This window comes from Vibrio sp. 10N.286.49.C3 (genome assembly GCF_041469545.1).
Taxonomy (GTDB): Bacteria; Pseudomonadota; Gammaproteobacteria; order Enterobacterales; family Vibrionaceae; genus Vibrio; species Vibrio tasmaniensis_A.
Window position 1 is genome coordinate 20,192 of record NZ_JBFRKT010000013.1, and the last position, 20,179, is coordinate 40,370.

At 43.6% G+C, this 20,179-nt stretch carries 11 protein-coding genes; 7 read left to right on the forward strand and 4 right to left on the reverse strand.

Annotated features, from left to right (window positions below):
• Positions 1-82: 82 nt before the first annotated feature.
• The 4 genes from rsmF to AB4180_RS07400 all read right to left on the reverse strand — a co-directional run bounded on the left by rsmF (position 83) and on the right by AB4180_RS07400 (position 7,495).
• Entirely contained in the window at positions 83-1,504 is a 1,422-nt protein-coding gene (gene rsmF, locus AB4180_RS07385; protein WP_102249667.1) for a 16S rRNA (cytosine(1407)-C(5))-methyltransferase RsmF, read from the reverse strand.
• Positions 1,505-1,674: 170 nt separating this feature from the next.
• Positions 1,675-4,332, reverse strand: a complete 2,658-nt coding sequence (locus AB4180_RS07390) for an MlaD family protein (RefSeq protein WP_102249666.1) — start codon at positions 4,330-4,332, stop codon at positions 1,675-1,677.
• Complete coding sequence (locus tag AB4180_RS07395) at positions 4,319-5,620, reverse strand: paraquat-inducible protein A (protein WP_102249665.1); 1,302 nt, start codon at positions 5,618-5,620, stop codon at positions 4,319-4,321. Before AB4180_RS07395 ends, AB4180_RS07390 begins: the two co-directional genes overlap by 14 nt.
• 78 nt (positions 5,621-5,698) lie before the next feature.
• Entirely contained in the window at positions 5,699-7,495 is a 1,797-nt protein-coding gene (locus AB4180_RS07400) for an ABC transporter ATP-binding protein (protein ID WP_102249664.1), read from the reverse strand.
• Between the two features lie 89 nt (positions 7,496-7,584).
• Between AB4180_RS07400 and AB4180_RS07405 the strand changes: the two genes are divergently transcribed.
• From AB4180_RS07405 to AB4180_RS07435, 7 genes are all read left to right on the forward strand, one after another.
• On the forward strand, positions 7,585-8,076 hold the full coding sequence (locus AB4180_RS07405; protein ID WP_009846653.1) for a GAF domain-containing protein: 492 nt from the start codon (positions 7,585-7,587) through the stop codon (positions 8,074-8,076).
• Positions 8,077-8,173: 97 nt separating this feature from the next.
• Positions 8,174-8,797 carry an RNA chaperone ProQ gene (gene proQ, locus AB4180_RS07410; RefSeq protein WP_009846654.1) on the forward strand — a complete coding sequence of 208 codons (624 nt, stop codon included), beginning with the start codon at positions 8,174-8,176 and terminating at the stop codon, positions 8,795-8,797.
• 17 nt (positions 8,798-8,814) lie between these two features.
• A complete protein-coding gene (gene prc, locus AB4180_RS07415) occupies positions 8,815-10,809 on the forward strand; it encodes a carboxy terminal-processing peptidase (protein WP_102249663.1) in 1,995 nt (664 codons plus the stop codon).
• Between the two features lie 275 nt (positions 10,810-11,084).
• Positions 11,085-11,768, forward strand: coding sequence for a hypothetical protein (locus AB4180_RS07420; protein WP_009846656.1), 684 nt, complete (start codon positions 11,085-11,087; stop codon positions 11,766-11,768).
• A gap of 218 nt (positions 11,769-11,986) precedes the next feature.
• On the forward strand, positions 11,987-14,593 hold the full coding sequence (pepN, locus tag AB4180_RS07425) for an aminopeptidase N (RefSeq protein ID WP_102249662.1): 2,607 nt from the start codon (positions 11,987-11,989) through the stop codon (positions 14,591-14,593).
• Between the two features lie 220 nt (positions 14,594-14,813).
• Positions 14,814-15,032, forward strand: a complete 219-nt coding sequence (locus AB4180_RS07430) for a DUF2835 domain-containing protein (RefSeq protein ID WP_004733645.1) — start codon at positions 14,814-14,816, stop codon at positions 15,030-15,032.
• A gap of 228 nt (positions 15,033-15,260) precedes the next feature.
• Positions 15,261-20,102, forward strand: coding sequence for an NAD-glutamate dehydrogenase (locus tag AB4180_RS07435; protein WP_102249661.1), 4,842 nt, complete (start codon positions 15,261-15,263; stop codon positions 20,100-20,102).
• The last annotated feature ends 77 nt before the right edge of the window (positions 20,103-20,179 follow it).

Below are 20,179 nucleotides of genomic sequence, written 5' to 3' on the forward strand. Positions count from 1 at the left end.
TTGGGCTTTTTGTTTATGCGATTCTTTAAGCCGTTAAGCCGTTAAGCCGTTAAGCCGTTAAGCCGTTAAGCCCGAAAGCTATTTAGAATAGGTTCTTATCGCGCACGAGTTCGCGTGGTAAACCGTTCTTCACTCGGTTGCCAACCCACTTACCAAGGCCGATGATTGCACCATTGTACTTCACTAGTACTTCACCTTTGCCTGACAAGCCTTCAGGGCGAACATCGCGTCCCATGAACCATTCACGAGCATCTTCAATGCTAAGGTCTACAATGTTGGCTTCATTGCCTGTTGCGAGCGTTGTCGCGACTTGGTGCTGCCAGCGGTAACCTTTTTTATGGGTTTCAGCGATCTTGATGCCCATGCGAGAGAAACGGAACTCACCGATCATAGGTTCTAGCGCTTCCGGGAATAGCCAAACGTCTTTGTCACGAATCCAAACTTGAGTATCACTTGGTAGTTCGATATCGAGTGCGCCCAGCAGTTGTTCAGCGACTTCTTGTTGAGCTTTCTTTGACGCTTTTTCAAATGGAAATTTGCCCAGACGTTTTTTCACTTCAGGTGGTGTCACAGACGCTAATTTACGGATGCGCGCAACGAAGAAACCTTCTGAATCATACACTTGTGGGAAAATGTGTAGAAAGCCTTCTTCTGTCGTGGTTGCTTTAGCATTGTCGAATAGTGATTCAAGAGATTCGAACTCAACCGCATCACCAAAGGTCTCTTTTAGGTGATGACACACTTGTTGGTTCTCTTCTGTGCTTAACGTACAGGTTGAGTAAACCAGCACGCCGTTAGGTTTGAGAGCATGAAAAGCACTTTCGATCAGATCTTTTTGAGTGTCAGCAATATCGACTACAGATTGATACGTCCAGTTCTTCATCGCATCAGCGTCTTTGCGAATCGTACCTTCACCAGAGCAGGGCGCGTCTAGCAGCACAGCATCAAACTGTTCTGGTAACCACCCACCGAAAACTCGACCATCGAAGTTACTGAGTGCGGCATTACGAACGCCACAACGTTCGATGTTGGCATGAAGAACTTTCACGCGGCTTGCTGCGTATTCATTGGCAACCAATACGCCGCGATTATTCATTAGCGCCGCGATTTGCGTTGTTTTAGAACCGGGTGCAGCCGCAGTGTCTAATACGGCTTGGTAGTCTGCCTCACCTTGGAAAAGTGCCGACGGTGGCATCATAGAACTGGCTTCTTGGATATAGAAAAGGCCAGACATGTGTTCTGCCGTATTACCTAGTGGCGCTTCACTTTCATCAGCTGTAATCCAAAACCCCGTTTCGCACCAAGGTACAGGTTCCAGTTCCCAGCCTTTCTCTTTTGCTCGTACTAAGAAGTCCTCAACACTGATTTTCAATGTGTTGACTCGAATACTTTTACGAAGTGGTTTTTGGCATGACGCGACAAAAGAAGCCATATCTAGATGACTAGGCATGATTGATTCGATGTGCGTTAGGAATTCTTCAGGAATATATACGTTAGCGTGCAAAAGAGTGTCTCGATTTATTGCATTAATGCGGGGGAGTTTAAAGCAAAATGAGGCCGTCCTAAACCATATTTATAGTAAACAACAAAAATGCAGCCGAATGGCTGCATTTTGATGATGAATTATTCTTCGTCAAGCGGTATTAATTTACATGGAGCTTCTGAGGATTCACTCTATGGGCGAGGAATTGCGGTTCTCCATGATTTCCACTCATCTTCGGCTTTAGGATAGAGATAGAAAGACTGATCTTCGTTTGCCACTGGCTGAAGCTCATTGGTCGGTGGCGTTGAGAATGTAATACCACCTCTTAACAAGCTGTCTACCGTTCCAGCTTTGATGTTTGCACCAGAGAGACCGATAGAGACATCGACGCCCGACACGTTCCAGAACACAGTGTTTGCGCGGATTAGATATGCGTAATCAGGCTCTATTTGAATGGTAGAGATGATGCGGTCAGCAAACTCGCCTAACTGAACATCAATAACACTGCCGATTTCTAGCTCACGGAATAGGATAGGTGTGCCTTCAGATATCGAGCCTCGCGTTTCGCTTTGTAGCTGGAATATCTTGCCTTCAGGCTGTACTGGCCCCTTGCTAAGCTTAAATTTCGTATTTCTTTCACCATTGCCCGGGTCTACGTTGATGTGCTTAGAGAGCAGTGCAGAGACGTTTTTGATGCCATTAAGGCCGATTTCAGGTTCTGCTAACCAGAAGTGACTCTTCGCAACGGCAATCTTGTCTACGTACTCAGGTAAAATACGCGCAGTAATTTCAATACCGCCTTTATTGAAGTTAGGAACCACCAAGGTAACCTCACCGACGGTGACGCCTTGATATTTGATCGCCATGCCTTTGCTGACTTCTTGATCGCCTGAAGAGGTAATCGTAATCGCACGACCAAATTTTCGCGCAGATTTCGAATCTTTATAAAGTTTCCACACATCACCGAGTTTGTTGTCTATTCCCGGAAGAGAGTCAAAAGCAATACCGCCTTGAATAAGCGTTTTAACGGGGGCTGCTTTAATACTGATACCCGATAGCGACGCATCAATCTCAACGCCTGAGCGGTTCCAGAAAACAGTATGTTCATTGAGTAAGTGTGTGTAACGATTTTCGATCGTGACTTTGATTCTCACGCCACCATCGACAAGCTGAAAATCAGAAATGCTACCCACTTGTAGGTTGCGGTAGAGTAGTGGGCTTCCTTTAGAAATTGAAGGTAGCTCGCTCGCAAACAACGAAAGCGTCTTTGAGCCAGACTGATTAAACTTGGCGATTTCTGCTAACGATTTGCTTTGGAAAAGCTGATAGTCAGTTCGTGCTTTCGACTGACCTTCGCTAACAAAGCTAATTGAGCCAGTAAGAAGTTGTTTTGCTGGTGGGACCGTAACACTCAAGCCTGATTCGGTTAGCTCTGCAGTTGCACTGCCTGTCACAAAGAAACGGTTATGGCTTTTGATTAGGTGAGCATATTCGTTATCGATAAGTGCATCCATAAACACTTCGTACTTATCAGAGCCAGTACCCACACCATCGACTAAACCTACTTGGATGATAGATCCAACAGCAATGCCTTTGTAGAGTAGCTGTGTACCGACATCTAACCCGAATGAATTGTTCGACGTTAAGCGAATCGCAACGGATTTTTCTTGTTCCTGACTGAACTCATTTTTGCGAATCGCAGTAAATCGACGCGCTTTTTCACCTTCGCCTGGAACCAAGGTTAGAAAGTTGCCCGTGACTAAGTTGGCAATGTTTTTCATGCCAGTAAGTGATAGTTCAGCCTCTTCTAAAACGAATTGACTGCCGCTATTTAAAAAGTCACTGAATGCCGGTTGGATTGCAGCCGATGCAACGACGTTTTCACGCCCTTCGCTTAAAGATAGGTCAGTGATTTGACCGATTTCGATGCCTCGATACATGATCGGAGCGCCCGTTGCACTGATCTTGTTGTCGTCGGGTACGGCTATCTTGATCGAGATACCACGACCGGCTGTTTTCAAATCTGGGTAAAGTTTGAATTTGGTGTTCATCTCGACAGGCTGACCTTCTCCCGGAGAGTCGACCGCAATTGAACCGCCAAGCAGAGCACTGAGGCTTTCTAAGCGTACGTCGACACCAGAAAATCCGATACTGGCACCTAAGCCACTGACATTCCAAAAACGGCTTTGGTCGGTAATGATATGGCTGTATTCATCTTTAATCGCCGCTTGAATCGTCACGGATTTTGCGTTGTCGTTTAGCTGGTAGTTGTAAACTTCACCAATTGGAATTTTACGATAAACGATTTGAGAGCCAACAGATACCCCCCCCAGGTCTTTGGTCGTCAATGAAATATTCAGGCCTTCCGAAGCCAATAAGTCAGAAGGGGATGATTCTAAGGCTTGGAAAACGGTTTCTGGTTCTTGCTTGGTTTCGCTAGGATGGATAGCGATATAGTTACCTGAAACAAGCGCATCTAACCCTGAGATACCAGATAAACTTGCCGTTGGTTTTACGAGCCAGAAACGCGTGCCTTTTGAGAGTAGCTTTTTCGCTTCTGGGTAGATGTCAGCATCGACATAGATGCTCGATAAATCTTTGGACAAGGTAATGTCGCGCACCATACCCACCTCTAAGCCTTGGTAGCGAATTGTCGTTCGACCTGCGACTAAACCTGCGGCATCTGAGAAATATATCTGCACACGTTGTCCTGCATCGTGTATCGATTTCATGACCAACCAACCCGCTAATGCGACGGTTAGTATCGGCAGGATCCACAAAGGGGAAATACCTTTGTTTTTCCTGACTTCTGGTGAATATGACGTTTGTGATTGGTTATCGTTGTTCATTCACTGACTCATCTTTAGAGGTGTAGTTATCCCAAATTAGCCTAGGATCTAAGCTTTCCGCCGCCAGCATCGTGAGAACAACCACGACGCCAAAAGCGACTGCACCATAACCTGGTGTAAAGTTTAAAATTTGTCCACGGTCGACCAAGGTCATCATGATCGAAATAACGAACAGATCCATTACCGACCACTTTCCCACCCATTTCACAATGAAATAGATGGTCATACGTTGTCTATGGTAAACCGCACGCTTCATTTTGATACAAATTAAGATATACGTTAGACCAAGTATTTTCGCGACAGGCACGACGATACTGGCAATAAAAATGATTGCTGCGATGCCATACATGTCGCTATTAATTAGCGAAGCGACACCGGAGATGATGGTGTCTTCTAGTCTTTGCCCGTTTGTTATCACGATAGAAATTGGAATGACGTTGGCCGGCACGATAGCCACTGAGGCGGCAAAAAGTAGAGCCCATGTCTTTTGTACAGAGTAGGGTTTGCGATGATATAAGTCATGGTGACAACGCACGCAAGTGTGCCCATCAGGCTGAGACAGGTGACAGTTATGACAGTGTACGTTCTTACTTTGATCGAAAGAGTAGTCAGACTCTTTAGCCCAAGCTTCCCAGTAGCGGCGCACACTGATTCGGCTTACCAGTAACACACTGAAAAGTTGCAGTAGAATCAGACCAACTAAACCAGGGCCGACGAAAATATCTGAGTAATCTTGTAATTTGAAGCACGAGATTGCCACGCTCACCAGAAACACATCCAACATCATCCAGTGCTTAAGTGTCTGAATGATAGCTAATGCATAACGAAATGGTGTGAAAATCTTAAAGCGCAATGATAAATGGGTGATGAGTACCGAGGTACAAACAAGTAACGGGGCGATCGAACTGCAGAATAAGATCAACAAGCCAAGTAGAGGGAAGCCTTCACCCATTAAAGTAAATACGCCAGATGGTAACGTCGCAGGTATCATGACACCAATCAGGCGAATACTGATGAATTCAAAAAAGTGTGAGGGGATAAACAGCAATAAGCAGGTAATAGCGATTGCAAGGTTTCCAGACAGGCTAGGGGTGCCGCCTCTATAAAGCTGAGTACCGCATCTTGGGCAGTAAGCGGATTTCCCCAAAGGGATTTCCATTTTATCAACGGGAAGTTCGCAGCCCTGACAAAGACGTACAGAGCTACTATCGCACTGGTGCTGAGTCGATAACTGCTGCTTAGTTGATAAAGAGTTGGTTACGGATGGGGAGGTCACGCGACCTCCCAAGTTGAAACACTAATCAGACTTTTAACCTGATTTAAATGCCTAGAACAACACTGATTTAAATCTATAGAACAATAAACATCAGGCGTGCGATTGCACACTGCCATAGAGTGTTTGATATAATCCTTGTTGTTCAACCAATTCACCATGTGTTCCTGTCTGTGTAACTTGCCCATCTTCTAAAACATAGATTAGATCGGCCTGTTTCACCGCTGATAATCGATGAGCCACTATCAAAGTTGTGCGATCTTTCAAAAACTCGCTCAGCGCTTTATGCAGTGCTGACTCTGTTGCTGTATCGAGTGCTGATGTCGCTTCATCTAGAATAACAAACTTAGGATTGCTCAGCACCATTCGGGCTATAGCTAAGCGTTGTCGTTGCCCGCCAGACAGTCGAACGCCATTCCTACCAATTTGTGTATCTAAGCCATTACTCAGTTGCTTGATGACATCTTGCATTTGAGAGACTTCAAGTGCACGCCACAACGACATTTCATCGTATTCAGCACCAAGGGTCAGATTATGCCTTAATGTATCGTTAAAAAGTATAGGTTGTTGTAAAACAACGGCAATTTGACTGCGTATTACATCGAAACTGATGTCGTCGGTGGTTTCACCGTTATAACGAATGCATCCAGAATCCGCTTGATAAACACCAATCAGTAACTGGATTAACGTAGATTTACCACCACCACTCGCACCCACCAAAGCGACTTTCTTACCTGCTGGAATGTGCAGCGACAGCCTATTTAAAACAGTGTTTTCTAATGTGTAAGAGAATGTAACGTCTTCAATGTCGACTGTCACTTCTTGATCTTCATTAAATGGGTTCACTTTACTGATAGGGCGCTTCTCTTCTTCTAACTGAAGAAGGTCGTTGATGCGCTGAAGTGCTGCTTTTGCGCTATACCAAGAGAATTGAATCCCTAACAACTCTTGTACCGGGCCTAACATGAACCACAAGTAACCAAATACCGCGAAAATCTGACCAATCGTTAAGTCACTGAATAACACCATTAGCATCGCGACGGCACGGAAAAGCTCGAAACCTAATAAGAACAGCAGAAACGAAACACGGCCAGCAGCTTCTGATTGCCAAGCGTATTTGTCTGCATCGACTCTCACTTGGTTTGCTTGAACCTTAAGTTCATCGAGAAAGATACGTTCCTTGTTTGCCGCACGCAGTTGGTAAATGCCGTCTAAGGTTTCCACTAAACGGTTTTGAAAGCGCTCTAAAGATTGGTTCTCATACTTTTTAAGGTGTTTGACTCTGCTACCTAGTTTACGGGAGAAATAAATCACAACAGGATTGACCAGTAAAATGAACAGTCCTAAACGCCACTCTAACCATAGCAACACGATAGCGGTACCGAAAACGGTTAAGAAGCTAATTATGAACTTAGATAGAGTCGAACCAATGAACTTATCTATTGTCTCTATGTCTGTTATCAGGTGAGCATTAATACCGCCACTGCCTTTGGTCTCGTATTGTCTAATACTAATGCGGCCAAGCTTATCTATCATCTTACTGCGCATTTGATAGGTAATTGTTTTTGAGACAAGCGTGAATTGACGCCCTTGTAGAATGTTCAACGCTTGGCTAACAGTCCGCATGATTATGACTAACAGCAAAGTCAGTGCAATATAGCCAGTTGGTGTCTGCAACGATGTTGGAAGTAGATGGTTCATCATCTCTAAGCCAGAAGCCGGCTTATCAAGTAATACTTCATCAAGCATTAATGGCATGAGCAACGGGATAGGGACACTAATGAGAGTTGCAAGTATGGCAATAATGTTAGCAAACAGTAATTTGGACTTGTGTTTTTTTACTTGAGTTATTAACCAAGAACGGCTAATAGTGTCTTCTGAATTGGTCATTGTAATGAGAATAAGTCCTATTTAGTTTGATGGCCGCATTTTACTGCGTTCTCTTGATAATGGAAGTCTCAATTTAATTGGAAGTTAATATGAAAATAGAACATTACCAACGCTTAACCAAACAAGCCGTTGCATTAATTGAATCAGAACCCGATCTAACTGCTAATCTAGCTAATATCAGCTCATTATTATTCATGGAGTTGGATGAATTAAATTGGGCAGGCTTCTATTTAATGAAGCAGGACCAATCTAAGGAAAAAGACGAACTTGTGCTTGGCCCATTCCAAGGTCAACCAGCTTGTGTTCGAATTCCGGTAGGGCGTGGTGTGTGTGGAACTGCGGTCGCGACGAATACAGTTCAGCGCATTCATGATGTTCATGAATTCGAAGGACACATCGCTTGTGACGCTGCAAGTAACTCAGAAATCGTTATACCATTTTCGATTGACGGGAAAATTGCGGGCGTTCTTGATATCGATAGCCCAAATGTTGGCCGTTTTTCTCAAATTGACGAGGACGGATTAACATTTTTCATGGCAGAAGTGGAAAAGCTGCTTAATTCGCACGCGAACAAGGCATAAATTATTCTCTTACTGTGGTTTTTCCCAAGCATCTCTCTATAATACGTAAAAATATTTTCTTAATGCTCGCGGAAAACCGCAAAAACCAGGAACCCACATGGAAAACACTGAAAAGTTAAAAAACAGCAAAGAAGTTATCGCATATGTTGCTGAATGTTTCCCTAAATGCTTTACTCTAGAAGGTGAAGCGAAACCACTTAAAATTGGTATTTTTCAAGATCTTGCTGAACGTCTAAATGAAGACGAAAAAGTAAGTAAGACTCAGCTTCGTGCAGCGTTAAGACAGTACACATCATCATGGCGTTACCTGCACGGCGTAAAAGCTGGCGCAGAACGTGTTGACCTAGACGGCAACGTATGTGGCACACTAGAAGAAGAGCACGTTGAGCACGCTAAAGCGACACTTGCAGAAAGCAAAGCGAAAGTTCAGGCTCGTCGTAAAGAACAAGCACAGAAAGCTCGTGACGAAGGCAAAGCGAAAGCTAAAGCGAAGAAAGCTCAACAGCCTCGTCGTCAAGCGCCTAAAGCACCGAAAGTAGAAAAGCCTGTAGAAACACGCGCTTTGAACGCCGATGAATTTATCACTGGTAAAGAAGTAAATGTGAACATGGGTACAGGAAACATGGCTGCGACCATTGTTGAAATCAATAAGGAAGATGTGCGTGTTCAGTTAGCAAACGGCCTACAAATGGTTGTTAAAGCGGAGCACTTGCGCGCTTAAAGGAGATACTCCTACGCATGAAATGCCGTTCAAAATTGACACTGATTGCTGCTGGCTTTTTGCTAGCAGCTTCAGCTCAGGCTCTTGAAGCCAAATTAAATCAGGACGATTTACCTCTACTCGCTCCTGAGGTTCAACACGAAACTGCTAGTAAACGTGTTACTTCTCGATTTACTCGTTCCCACTATAAACACTTCAATCTCAACGATGATTTCTCCCAAGCTATCTTTAATCGTTATTTAGAGATGTTGGATTATAACCGTAATATCTTCACTCAAGCTGATATTGATTCTTTCGCTACTTCATCTAAACAAATTGATGATCAACTGAAAGCCGGTAATAACCAAATAGCCTTCGATGTTTATAATTTGTCCATGCAGAAGCGTTTTGAACGTTTCCAATATGCGCTGTCTTTACTAGATACTGAGATTAAGTTTGATACTGATGAAAGTATTGAGCTCAATCGTAGCGAAGCGGAATGGCCAAAAGATATCGCTGAAGTAAATGAGCTTTGGAGAAAACGCGTTAAATATGATGCGTTGAATCTAAAACTTACAGGTAAAGAGTGGCCAGAGATTCAAGAAGTTTTGGAAAAGCGTTACAACAATGCGATGAAGCGTATTACGCAATCGCACAACGAAGATGCTTTCCAGATCTACATGAACGCATTCGCGCGAGAAGTTGACCCTCATACCAGTTACCTTTCTCCAAGAAATGCAGAGCAATTCCAGTCTGAGATGAATCTATCTCTAGAAGGCATTGGTGCTGTACTTCAAATGACAGACGACTACACCGTTATCCGATCTCTCGTTGCTGGTGGCCCTGCGTCCAATAGCAAACAATTGAGCGATGGTGATCGTATTGTTGGTGTTGGTCAAGATGGCGAAGATATTGTTGATGTTATCGGCTGGCGTTTAGACGATGTAGTGCAATTAATTAAAGGACCGAAAGGGACTAAAGTTAAGCTACAGATCTTGCCAGATGGTAAAGATGCAAAAAGTCACGTTGTCACAATTGTACGCGATAAGATTCGCTTAGAAGACCGCGCTGTTAAATCAGAAGTTATCGAGAAAGATGGCAAGAAGATTGGCGTACTAGAAGTACCAAGCTTCTATGTTGGCCTTTCTAAAGATACTGATAAACTGATCACCGAACTTAAAGAGCAAGGTGTCGAAGGTATCATTGTTGATCTGCGAAACAACGGTGGTGGTGCACTAACGGAAGCAACCGAACTCTCTGGTTTGTTTATCAAAGAGGGGCCCGTTGTTCAAGTTCGTGATAGCTACGGTCGTGTAAAAGTGAACAGTGATACTGATGGCGAAATTAGTTACCAAGGTCCATTAACGGTATTGGTGAATCGCTACAGTGCTTCAGCATCTGAAATCTTTGCAGCAGCGATGCAAGATTATGGTCGTGCAATCATCCTTGGTGAAAACTCTTTCGGTAAAGGAACGGTGCAACAACACCGCTCTTTGAATCATATTTATGATTTGTTCGATAAAGAGTTAGGCTACGTTCAATACACCATCCAGAAATTCTACCGAATCAATGGCGGAAGTACGCAAAACAAAGGTGTAGTGCCTGATATTGCTTACCCAACGGCAATTGATCCAGCAGATACTGGTGAAAGTGTTGAAGATAATGCTCTGCCTTGGGATAGCATAGATAAAGCTAACTATTCAGTGTTACAGCGTAACGATGGGCAAGTTGCTGCCTTAACCGCTCAACACCAAGCTCGTATTGCGACAGACATGGAGTTTGGCTTTATCGCGCAAGATATTGAAAAATATAAGGCTGATAAAGATGATAACGACCTTTCTTTGAACGAAAAAGTACGTCAACAAGAGAGTGATGATGGGGATGTGCTTCGTCTAGAGCGTATCAATCAACGTCAAAAAGCCGCTAAGTTAGAGGCATTTAAAACGTTGGATGATATCCCTAAAGACTACGAAGCCCCAGATGCTTATCTTGATGAATCTGTCGCTATCATGCTGGATATGATCAAGAAATAGAGCAAATACCTGTTAAAAGGTGATTGTTTAAAGATGCACAATTTAAAAAGCGAGCCTAGGCTCGCTTTTTTTGTGTCTATGATTTGACAGGAATACCTGATTGTAACCGTTGAGACTGTCGCAAAGAACACTCAATGTTCAGGGTTATTTAGCTCTGTTTTGTGTCGAATAATGACATTTAAGTTACTTTGCACTTAAAATTTAGTGACTTGGATCAAATTTTTTCGCTTTCTATTCATTACGTGCCTAAGCTTAAAGAAAACGAGGGGGCGCGTATGAAATGGATTCTACTATTTTTATCTTGTTTAAGTTTTGTTGCTTTTGGGAGTGAGGTCGCTTCAAGCGATCAGCAATCAAAAAGTGACAGCAATCTATCTCATTTTGACCTTCCTTTACTGCTTGGTGATTGGTATTTGATGAACCCAGATCCTGAACAAGGTACTGAAAATTTTAGAGCGATAAAGCTAACCCTTGATTCAAATTATTCATTCTCCATTGATATTCAAAAGAAAGACTACAGTGTCGACCATTGGGAAGGCTTGTATAATGCCAATGAAGATACCATTATTTTGGGTTTAAACACCTCTGAACCTCAAGTTTACGCCTATAGCAGTAACCATAATATGTTGAACCTCAACGGTGTCATGTTTACCAAAGCCTTACCGAATGCACTGGCAGGTATTTGGTCGAGTGCTGAGCTTTCAGGTAGCGACCTGCGCGCGAGTAACATTCAAAAAATGGATTTAGTGCTTCAACCTGACTTTGTATTTATGTTCAGAGTGTCCGATGAAGTGGGGAGTGAGGTTGTTCGTCGTGGGGTGTATTACACAGAAGGCGATCAATTGGTGCTTCTGTATGAAAATGGCGAGCACGGCACTCGTTACACATTAAACAGCGACGTCTTGACGCTTCAAGGTGAAGAAGGCGACATGTTTGCAGTACTCAATCGTATTCGATAATGACGGGTTGGATGCGCAAAGTCATGTTTGTTGATAATATGGCTCACAGTTCATTTATTAGCCGTTCCTTTCTTATTTGGTTGATAAAATAGCAAAACATGGAGGCGTTTTACTACAATGCCTCCTTTTTTCAATATTCCCCTTGTGTTCTTGGCCCTCAACCTTTAGATATATACAGTTAAAATACAATTACGTATAACGATCAAAAGGAACCCGTCATGGCACATACACCTCAAGCCAAGTATCGTAAAGATTATCAATCACCATCTCACACTATTTCTCAAATCGATCTTACTTTCGATTTGTACGATTCAGCGTCCATCATTACGGCGGTGTCTAGTGTTAAGCAAGAGAAAGATAGTTCGACCTTAGTACTTGATGGTGAAGGTTTGACGTTGGTTTCTGTTTTAGTAGAGGGTCAAGAGTGGACGCAATTCGAGCAATCTGAAACTCAACTGACACTGAGCGGACTACCGAAAGATTTCACACTCACGATCGTGACGGAAGTAAATCCTGAAGGGAATAGTGCACTTGAAGGTTTGTATAAGTCGGGTGGCGCATTCTGTAGTCAGTGTGAAGCTGAAGGTTTCCGCCGCATTACTTACTATATGGACCGCCCTGATGTATTGGCAAAATTCACCACAACGGTAATCGCAGACAAAGCTGAAAATCCATTCTTACTCAGTAATGGTAACCGTATAGATGAAGGTGATGCTGAAAATGGTCGTCACTGGGTTAAGTGGCAAGACCCACATCCAAAACCTGCTTACTTGTTTGCTCTTGTTGCCGGTGACTTTGATGTACTTCGTGACGCTTACACCACACAATCAGGCCGCAAAGTTGACCTGGAAATCTTTGTCGACAAAGGCAATCTAGACCGCGCAAACCACGCGATGGTTTCTTTGATTAACTCAATGAAGTGGGACGAAGAGCGTTTCAATCTTGAGTATGACTTAGACATCTACATGATCGTAGCTGTTGATTTCTTCAACATGGGCGCGATGGAAAACAAAGGTCTGAACGTATTTAACTCTAAGTTTGTTTTAGCGAACGACCAAACAGCAACCGACACCGACTACCTAGGCATCGAAGCGGTAATCGGTCATGAATATTTCCATAACTGGACGGGGAACCGAGTGACATGTCGCGATTGGTTCCAGTTAAGCTTGAAAGAAGGTTTAACCGTATTCCGTGACCAAGAGTTCTCATCTGATCTTGGTTCTCGCGCAGTAAACCGAATCAACAATGTTCGTATTATTCGCGGGCCACAATTCGCTGAAGATGCAAGTCCAATGTCTCACCCAATTCGCCCTGAAAAAGTGATAGAAATGAACAACTTCTACACATTGACGGTATACGAAAAGGGCAGCGAAGTGATCCGAATGATCCACACATTGTTGGGTGAAGACGGCTTCCAAAAAGGCATGAAGCTTTACTTTGAACGTCACGATGGTACCGCTGCAACTTGCGAAGATTTCGTTGCTGCAATGGAAGATGCGTCGGGCGTTGACCTGTCTCAGTTCCGTTTATGGTACAGCCAATCTGGCACGCCGACGCTGTCTGTTGAAAGTCACTACGACGCAGACAAAAAAGAGTACACGTTAACAACTCGCCAAGTAACGGCTCCAACTCATGAGCAAACGGAAAAGCAAGCTCTGCATATTCCTTTTGATATCGAGTTATACACCGCTGCTGGCGATGTCGTTGGGTTACAATGTAACGGAAAGCCAGTTCACAACGTACTTGATGTGAAAGAAGCGGTACAAACGTTCGTGTTTGAAAACGTTTCAGAGCAACCGATCCCATCGCTACTGCGTGAATTTTCTGCGCCAGTGAAACTGGAGTACGACTATTCAGATGAAGAACTTATCTTCTTGATGGTTAATGCTCGCAATGAATTTTCTCGTTGGGATGCGGGTCAAATGCTACTCGCTAAATATATCCGCAGTAATGTTGAGAAGGTTCAGAAGAGCCAAGCGTTTGAACTTTCTGCTTCTGTTGTTGATGCATTCCGCGGGGTGCTGCTTAGTGATTCACTAGAACCTGCGTTTATTGCAGAAATGCTTTCTCTTCCAAGTCATAACGAAGTGTCGGGTTGGTATGAGCGCGTTGATATTGATGCGGTCGCATCTGTTCTTAACTCAATGAAAGTAACACTAGCTGCAGAACTTGAAGACGAGTTAGCGGCGGTTTATCACAGCCATGCACTAACAGAATACACGATCGATCACGATTCGATTGGTAAGCGTACTCTACGTAAAGTCTGTCTAAGTTACTTAGCGCATACTGAAAAGGGTAATGACTTGGTTGTTGCTATGTACCAACAAGCAAACAACATGACAGATACAATGGCTGCAATGGGCGCGGCGAACAGTGCGCAACTACCATGTCGTGAAACCTTGATGGCGGATTACAGCGACAAGTGGAAACACGATGGTCTTGTCATGGATAAGTGGTTTGCATTGCAAGGTTCAAACCCAAGCTCTAATGCACTTGAAGTGATTAAAGCGTCGATGTCGCACCAAGCGTTCAGCTTGAAGAACCCGAACCGTACTCGTAACTTGGTAGGTTCGTTCTTAAACATGAACCCGGTTCAATTCCACGCCAAGTCAGGACAAGGTTATGCGTTTGCGGGCGAGATCCTACGTGAACTGAACAGCAGCAACCCGCAAGTGGCTTCACGTTTGATTGACCCGCTACTTAAGTTCCGTAAGTACGATGATGAACGCCAAGCTCTAATCAAAAAAGAACTTGAGACGCTGAAGAACATGGACAACCTTGCAAAAGACTTATTCGAGAAAGTGGCAAAAGCACTAGAGGCTTAAGTCAGCCGCTTATTCAGGTAACTGTTTGATCATAAGCGGTTTGCTAATAAACAGTTTACTAGTAACGAAAAGTCATCAGTGGTAGAGAATATCTGCCACTGATTTTTTGTTTCTAGCTTATCGAATTTTCGATAAGCTAGAGCAGTTTCAAGTTCAGTTTCACTTTCAGACATCGTTAAGTGCCAAAAATACCGGCACTGTATATTTATACAGGTATCGTATGAATCGCTATATTTTCCAACTTAACATCTCATATCAGCAGTTTTTGGCTAGCTACTCGGGTGCCGCAAGTAAAGTTCAAGTGATAACAACAACAGGGTTACGCTTACAGCTACCTGCAACTCGCTTCAGACCATTTCTTACACAAATAGGGGTTAGAGGACAGTTTAGGTTAACAACTGACCAAAAAAATAAGTTTATTAAGTTGGAAGCTCTGTAAAGCTTGGCGTGCCTAGTGAGTTAAAGGGAATCTTAATCACATAATCAAACATTTCACCTCTTACCACCTCTAAAACAATTAACTATTTATCAATAATGCTTTTACAATAAATGAATGCATTACCTTTGCTTAACTCGTTAGTAGAACTGGCCTTGAAGGCTTGATTCAAACGCAAGCTTAAGTAAGCCCCCTAATAATAAAATAAAATTCTAATTGTGGAGTGTGACTATGACCGCACGTGAAACTGTGGTTCCAGTTTTACTTGAAAAAGTGTACAAACTGATTCAAGACAAACTTGACCTTGCTCATCGACCTCTCGTAACTCAACTTGCTCAACACTTGTTTAGTAACGTTTCTCACGACGATCTAACTCAGAGAAACGAATCCGATTTATACGGTGCTGTAGTTAGCTTATGGCATCACATCAATGAAAAGAAAGCTGACCAAATCTCTGTTCGTGTTTTTAACCCGACAGTAAGTCGTCAAGGTTGGCAATCTACTCACACTATCGTAGAGATAGTCGTACCAGATAGCCCATTCCTTGTAGACTCTGTAAAAATGGCGCTGACTCGCCTAGACCTTTCTTCTCACCTTATGCTTCACAATCCAACACAAATCTCTCGCTCTGATAAGGGCAGTGTTGTCGGCGTTAGCAATAACGAAGGTGCATTCCAATCACTTTTCCATATCGAAGTAGACCGTCTTAGCAGCAAAGCTGAAATGACAGCGCTCAAAACGGAACTACTGGATATCTTTACCGATACTGGTTTAGTTGTGAACGATTGGCTGAAGATGGTTGAAAAACTAGAGGAAGTAACCAATCAAGTTGAAAAGCAAAAAGAAAGCATTCCTGTAGACGGCCAACGCTTTGATGAGACGTTGGCGTTTCTTCGTTGGTTAGGCGAGCACAACTTTACGTTTATGGGCTACAAGGAATATGACCTTGTTTCTGTAAATGGCGACACAGAACTACAACCGACCAAGGAGCAAGGTCTTGGTTTGTTTGCGAATTCAGATCGTGTGCGTAACGTTAAGCTGTCTGAGTTTTCTGATTCGGCACGTCTTGAAGCTAAAAAGCCTTATGTACTTATCGTAACCAAGGGCAACACGGCTTCACGCATTCACCGCCCAGCTTACAATGATTACATTGGTATTAAGAAGTTCGATAAGAACGGTAAGGTTATTGGTGAACACCGCTTTACTGGTCTTTACACCTCTGCCGTTTATAACCAAACCGTTGAAACGATTCCTCTTGTTCGCGAGAAAGTAGAGCGTATCTTAGACGCGAGTGGTTACCGTGAAGGTTCATACTCTTACAAAGCTCTGCACAACATTCTAGAAAACTACCCGCGAGATGAACTGCTTCAAGCTTGTGAAGAAGAATTGCTAGAAGTCGGTACTGGCGTAGTTCAAATGCAAGATCGCGATCTTCTGCGTTTGTTTGTTCGTAAAGACCCGTTTGGCCGTTTCTTTAGCTGCATGGTTTACGTTACCAAAGATCGTTACAACACCGAACTTCGTCGTCAAACCCAACGTATCTTGAAGCAGTATTTCGGTTGCGAAGAAGAGGTCGAATTCACGACATACTTCTCTGAAAGCCCACTGGCAAGAACGCACTATATTGTTCGTGTTGATAACAACAACATGGATGTGGACGTGAAAACAATTGAGCAAAATTTAATGGAAGTATCGTCTACGTGGGATGACCGCCTGTCTGAATCAATCGTTGCTAACTTCGGTGAGAGCAAAGGTCTTCCGTTATCGAAAGAGTACATGCGTGCATTCCCACGTTCGTACAAAGAAGACATGATGCCTGGTTCTGCGGTTGCAGATATCGAACGTCTAGAAGCTCTGAGTGAAGACAACAAACTTGGCATGCTTTTCTACCGCCCTCAAGAAGAAGCGGCAGACTCTAAAGCTGTTCGTTTGAAGTTGTTCTATCACAGTGATGAGCCTATTCACCTGTCTGATGTTATGCCAATGCTTGAAAACTTTGGCCTGCGCGTTATTGGTGAATCACCTTATGAAGTACGCAAGACCAATGGAGTGACTTATTGGATCCTTGATTTCTCGATGCTGCACAAGAGTGACAAGACGATTGATCTTCGTGAAGCGCGCGATCTATTCCAACAAGCCTTTGCTGCGATTTGGGAAGGTGAATTAGACAGCGATGGTTTTAACCGCTTGGTATTGGGTGCTGCTCTTTCTGGCCGTGAAATCTCAATCTTACGTGCGTATGCGCGTTACATGCGCCAAGTGGGTTTCCCATTTAGCCAACAATACATTGAAGACACATTGTCTCATTACCCAGATCTAGCGAAAGGGTTAGTGAGCTTATTCGGCAAGCGTTTTGATCCTAAATTAAAGGGCAGCGCGAAAGGCCAACAAGATCTTATTAAGAAGATCACTGAACAGTTGGATCATGTAGAAAGCTTGGATGATGATCGTATCATTCGTCGTTACATGGAAATGATCACAGCAACGCTTCGTACTAACTACTACCAGTTAGACGACAACAAACAGTCTAAACCTTGGTTGGCTCTGAAAATGAGACCAAGCGAGATCCCAGATATCCCAGCACCGGTTCCTGCGTTTGAGATTTTCGTTTACGCACCAGACATTGAAGGTGTGCATCTACGTGGCGGTAAAGTCGCTCGTGGTGGTTTACGTTGGTCAGACCGTCAAGAGGATTTCCGTACTGAGATTCTAGGCCTAGTTAAAGCACAGCAAGTTAAGAACACAGTAATTGTACCGGTTGGTGCAAAAGGTGGTTTCGTTTGTAAGCGTCAACACACTATGTCTGGCCGTGATGAAATTTTCGCTGAAGGTCAACGTTGTTACAAGCGCTTCATCCGTGCATTATTAGACGTATCAGACAACATCATTGAAGGTGAGGTTATTCCACCTAAGAGTGTTGTTCGTCACGATGAAGATGATCCGTATTTGGTTGTTGCCGCCGATAAAGGTACCGCAACGTTCTCAGATCTAGCAAACTCAGTATCTGCTGAATACAATTTCTGGTTAGGCGATGCATTTGCCTCTGGTGGCTCTAACGGTTATGACCATAAAGCCATGGGTATCACGGCGAAAGGTGGCTGGGAATCTGTCAAACGTCACTTCCGTGAAATGGGCATCAACTGTCAAACAACGGACTTTACCGCTATCGGTGTAGGTGATATGGCGGGCGATGTATTTGGTAACGGTATGCTGTTGTCTAAGCATATTCGTATGCAAGCTGCGTTTAACCACATGCATATTTTCATCGACCCGAATCCAGAATCAGCATCAAGCTGGGTAGAGCGTGAGCGCTTGTTTAATCTACCTCGCTCAAGCTGGGAAGATTACAACAAAGACCTGATTTCTCAAGGTGGTGGCATTTTCTCTCGTCGAGCGAAGTCTATCTCTCTGACGCCTGAAATTCAGAAAATGCTGGGTACTAAGAAAGCATCAATGGCACCGAATGATTTGATCAAAGCGATCTTGTCTATGCAGGTTGATCTTCTTTGGAATGGTGGTATCGGTACTTACGTTAAGTCTTCAAACGAGACTCATACAGATGTAGGTGACCGTGCAAATGACGTGCTGCGTATCGATGGCCGTGACCTAAAAGCTAAAGTTGTTGGTGAAGGCGGTAACTTGGGTATGACTCAACTGGGTCGTATTGAATACGCGCTGACGGGTGGCCGAGTTAATACCGACTTTGTTGATAACGTTGGTGGTGTTGACTGTTCGGATAATGAAGTAAACATTAAGATCTTCTTGAATGGTTTGGTGTCTAATGGTGATCTAACCGTTAAGCAACGTAACCAAGTACTTGAATCGATGGAAGATGAAGTTGGCGAAATCGTTCTAGACGACGCATATTGCCAAGCTGAGTCTATTTCGGTTACTGAGCATCAAGGTGTTGGCTTAGTAAAAGAGCAAATCCGCTTTATTCATACAATGGAAAAAGCAGGGTACTTGGATCGTGGGTTGGAATACATCCCAGATGACGAAACACTGCTTGAGCGTGAAAAGCAGGGCCAAGGCCTAACAAGACCTGAGCTTTCTGTACTTGTCGCTTACGGTAAAATGGTGCTTAAAGAAGATCTTGTTAGTGATGATATCGCTAATGACGAATTCCATGCTCAACAGCTTATGCAATACTTCCCAACAGCGTTACGTCGTAACTACTCTCAGCACATGGATAATCATCCACTACGTTCTGAAATCATTGCGACGGCACTGGCTAACCAAATGGTTAACGAGATGGGTTGTAACTTCGTTACTCGTCTGCAAGAAGAGACGGGCGCAAATATTGTTGATATTGCCAATGCTTACGCGGCAACACGTGAAATCTATGGTCTTGGCAAAGTTCTGAAGAGCATCCGTGAACTGGACAATGTTTCAAGTTCTGAAGCTCAATATGAATTGATCTACCATGTTCGTCGTACACTTCGTCGCTTGGCTCGTTGGTTGCTAAGAAACCGTACCGGTAAACAGTCAGTGAAAGCATTGATTGAACTTTACCAAGGTGATGTTCTTACTATCACAGAGAAACTGGATGAAAACCTAGTGGCTTCTGAAGTAGAAGAGCATAACGCAATGGCACAGTTATGGATTGACCAAGGCGTAAACGCTGAGTTGGCTAATTCAGTTGCGCGTTTGTCTAGCTTGTACTCAGCACTGGATATATCCACAGTGGCTCGTGAGACGGGTAAAACAGTACAACAAGCGTCTAAGCTTTACTTCAACCTTGGCGACCGTTTGTCTCTGCACTGGTTCTTGAAGCAAATCAATGGTCAAGCTGTAGATAACAACTGGCAAGCGCTGGCACGTGCAGCATTCAGAGAAGATCTGGATTGGCAGCAACGTCAGCTAACTGGCCAAGTGCTTAACTGCGGTTGTGCTTCAGACATCGATGTGATTAAAGCGCTTGATGATTGGATGGAAAGTAACTCTGTTTCTCTACATCGTTGGGAAAGTATCCTCAATGAATTCAAAGTGGGTTCGGTTCATGAGTTTGCCAAGTTCTCAGTAGCATTGCGTGAATTGATGTTATTGAATCTAAACTGCATGTCGACAGATTAGTGATTAGATAAAACGAAAGACACAAGGGCAGGCCATAAGGTCTGCCTTTTTTGTTTCTATAAAGTGGCATCTATAGG